General features: G+C 67.1%; 2 protein-coding genes. Both read left to right on the plus strand.

Features of this window, described 5'->3' with window-relative positions; genetic code table 11:
- Positions 1–1,862, plus strand: a 1,862-nt coding sequence (locus tag ACXJKH_RS16475) for a DNA gyrase C-terminal beta-propeller domain-containing protein (protein WP_457320909.1), incomplete at its 5' end; no start/stop codon positions are given.
- A 225-nt stretch (positions 1,863–2,087) separates the two neighbouring features.
- The coding region (locus ACXJKH_RS16480) for an outer membrane protein assembly factor BamB family protein (protein ID WP_457320911.1) at positions 2,088–3,953 on the plus strand (1,866 nt) is incomplete at its 3' end.

Consider the following 3,953-nt stretch of genomic DNA (forward strand, 5'->3'; position numbering starts at 1 on the left):
TCAGCGAGCTGCGCGATGAGTCCGACAAGGACGGCATGCGCATCTTCATCGAGATCAAGCGCGGCGAGTCGGCGGAAGTTGTGTTGAACAACCTCTACCAGCAGACCCAGATGGAGTCGGTGTTCGGCATCAACATGGTGGCGCTGGTCGATGGCCGCCCGCAGTTGATGAACCTCAAGCAGATGCTCGAGGCGTTCGTTCGCCACCGCCGCGAAGTGGTTACCCGGCGCACCGTGTTCGAGCTGCGCAAGGCGCGTGCCCGTGCGCACGTGCTGGAAGGCCTGACCGTCGCGCTGGCCAACATCGACGAGATGATCGAACTGATCAAGACCTCGCCCAACCCCACCGAGGCGCGCGAACGCATGCTCGCCCGTCTGTGGGAACCGGGCCTGGTCGGGTCGATGCTCGGTGCCGCCGGTGCCGAAGCCTCGCGTCCGGATGACCTGCCCAAGGGCGTGGGCCTGATCGAAGGCGGCTACCGGCTGACCGAAATCCAGGCCACCCAGATCCTGGAAATGCGCCTGCACCGCCTCACCGGGCTGGAGCAGGAGCGCCTGACCGATGAGTACAAGCTGCTGCTGGAAACCATCGCCGGGCTGATTCACATCCTGGAAGATCCGGATCGCCTGCTGCAGGTGATCCGCGAAGAGCTGATCAACGTGCGGACCGAGTTCGGCGACGAGCGCCGCACCGAAATCCGCCACAGCGAAGAAGACCTGGACATCCTCGACCTGATCGCCCCGGAAGACGTGGTGGTCACGCTGTCGCATGCCGGCTACGTCAAGCGCCAGCCGGTCAGTGCCTACCGCGCACAGCGTCGCGGTGGCCGTGGCCGCAGCGCGGCGTCGACCAAGGAAGAGGATTTCATCGAGCAGTTGTGGCTGGTCAACACCCACGACACCCTGCTGACCTTCACCAGCGCCGGCAAGGTGTTCTGGCTGCCGGTCCATCAGTTGCCCGAAGCCGGTTCCAACGCGCGTGGCCGTCCGATCATCAACTGGATTCCGCTGGAACCCGGTGAGCGGGTGCAGGCAGTGCTGCCGGTGCGCGAGTACGCCGAACGCCAGTTCGTGTTCTTCGCTACCCGCAACGGCACGGTCAAGAAGACCCCGCTCAGCGAGTTCGCCTTCCGCCTGGCGCGCGGCAAGATCGCGATCAACCTGGACGAAGGCGATGCGCTGGTCGGCGTTGGCATGACCGATGGCGACCGCGACATCCTGCTGTTCGCCTCCAACGGCAAGACCGTGCGCTTTGCCGAGGACAAGGTCCGCTCGATGGGCCGTACCGCCACCGGCGTGCGCGGCATCAAGATGGCCAAGGGCGAGGAAGTGGTCAGCCTGATCGTGGCCGAGAGTGCCGGCGGCAACGAGGACGAGACCGAGGATGACGGCAACGTCGAAGACGTCGTGATCGAAAACGGCGACGCCGTGATCGAGAACGGTGCCGATGACGACAGCGTGCTGTACATCCTCACCGCCACCGAAAACGGCTACGGCAAGCGCACCCCGCTGCCGGATTACCCGCGCAAGGGCCGTGGCACGCAGGGCGTGATCGGCATCCAGACCACCGAGCGCAACGGCAAGCTGGTCAGCGCGGTGCTGATGGGCGCGGCCGACGAAGTGCYGTTGATCTCCGACGGCGGCACCCTGGTGCGTACCCGTGGTTCGGAAATCAGCCGCGTGGGCCGTAACACCCAGGGCGTGACCCTGATCCGTCTGTCCAAGGACGAGAAGCTCCAGGCGGTCGAACGCATGGATGCCTCGATCGAAGACGACGAGGCGGTGGTGGATGGGGTGGCGGCCGTGGCCGACGTCGCGCCGGATACCGCAGCGCCGACCAGCGACGAGACGCCGCAGGGCTGATCTTCGCCAACAGCGCAGTGCCACGACGACGCCGGCCTTGTGCCGGCGTCGTCATGTGCGGCGGTTGTGGCCCGCAGGTTGCCGATCATGGCGGCCTGCTGAAAGAACGCATGCACTTCACGGCGACGGTGGGATAACGGCTCCCGAACCAGCGGACAACTGCGTCCGCGATGGCATTCCACCAATGGCCGGGCCCCGTCCCGGCCGCCTTGATTGGAGACCACGATGTCCGCCTCCGCCGTCACACCCCCCGAACCGACCGCCACTGTCCGGCGCACGCGCCACGGACTGATCACTCTCCTGTCGATCGTGCTGGTCCTGCTTGGCCTGGTGCTGGGCGGTCTGGGCGCGTGGCTGGCCGGCCTCGGCGGCTCCTGGTACTACGTGCTGGCCGGTATCGGGCTGCTGGTGTCCGGCGTGCTGCTGTGGGGCAATCGGCGTGCCGGCGCGCTGTGGTTCGGCCTGGTCTTCCTAGGTACGCTGCTGTGGACATGGTGGGAATCCGGCGGCGATTACTGGCGCTGGGTGCCGCGGCTGGGCCTGATCGTCGGCATCGGTTTCGTGCTGTCGCTGCTGCTGCCCACGCTGGACCGCCCGGTATCGCGCAAACTGTCGCGCAGCCTCGCCGGTGTGCTGGCGGTGGTGTTCGTGGCGGCGTTCGTGCTGGCCTTCGTGCCCCACGGCATCACCGCCGCCGAGGGCGACTTCCCCGATGCGATGACCAGCACCGGGCTGGCGCCCACATCTGATGCGCCACTGCAACCGGCCGACAAGCCGGCTGACGGCGACTGGGCGGCGTACGGTCGCAACAACGCCGCCACCCGGTTCTCGCCGCTGCAGCAGATCACCCCGGACAACGTAGGCAAGCTCGAGCAGGCCTGGCTGTTCCGCACCGGCGACCTGCCCGAAAAGCGCTGGGGCGCGGAGACCACGCCGCTCAAGGTCGGTGACAGCCTGTACCTGTGCACCGCGCGCAACCAGCTGGTGGCGCTCAATGCCGCCGACGGCACCGAGCGCTGGCGCTTCGACCCGAAGATCAAAGACAAGTCGATTCCGTACACGGCCGCGTGCCGTGGCGTGTCGTACTACGAGGTGCCGGCCACCGCACAGGCCAGCGCCGATGCCGACGTCGCCGCCGACCTGGCCAATGCCGCACCAGGCGTACCGGTGCTTACCCAATTGCCGCGCGGTGCCTGCTCGGCGCGCATCATCGAAGGCACCCTCGATGGCCGCCTGATCGCGGTGGATGCCGCCACCGGCAAGCCATGCGCCGGCTTCGGCAACAACGGCCAGGTCGACATCACCCTGGGCATGGGCGACAGCCCGGCCGGCTATGTGTCCATCACCTCACCGCCGGCAATCGTGCAGGGCGTGATCGTCACCGGCCACCAGGTGCTCGATGGCCAGCGTCGCGATGCGCCGTCCGGCGTGATCCAGGCCTATGACGCCGTCACCGGCAAGCTGCGCTGGGCGTGGGACATGGACCAGCCGGAACTGACCGGCCTGCCCGCGCAGGGCAAGACCTACACGCGCGGTACGCCGAACATGTGGACCACCGCCACCGGCGATGACCAGCTTGGCCTGGTCTACCTGCCGATGGGCAATTCGGCCGGCGATTACTGGAGTGGCTCGCGCACCGAAAACCAGAACAAGTACGCCACCTCGCTGGTGGCCATCGACGTCAACACCGGCAAGCCGGTCTGGCATTTCCAGGCCGTGCGCAAGGACGTGTGGGACTACGACATGGGCTCGCAGGCAACCCTGATCGATTACCCGACCGCCGCCGGCAAGGTGCCCGCGCTGCTGCTGCCGACCAAGCAGGGCGACATGTACGTGCTCGACCGCCGCACCGGCCAGCTGCTGACCCCGGCCGAGGAGCGCAAGGTGCCCACCGGCGGCGTCGAACCCGACCAGCGCTCGCCGRCCCAGCTGTTCTCGCTGTACCACACGCTGCGCAAGCCGGACCTTACCGAGCGTGACATGTGGGGTATCACCCCGATCGACCAGCTGGTGTGCCGCATCCAGTTCCGCAAGGCCAGCTACCAGGGGTTCTATACCCCGCCGGAAGCCGATCGTCATTCCATCGAATAC

Source organism: Stenotrophomonas sp. P5_B8, from assembly GCF_054049855.1.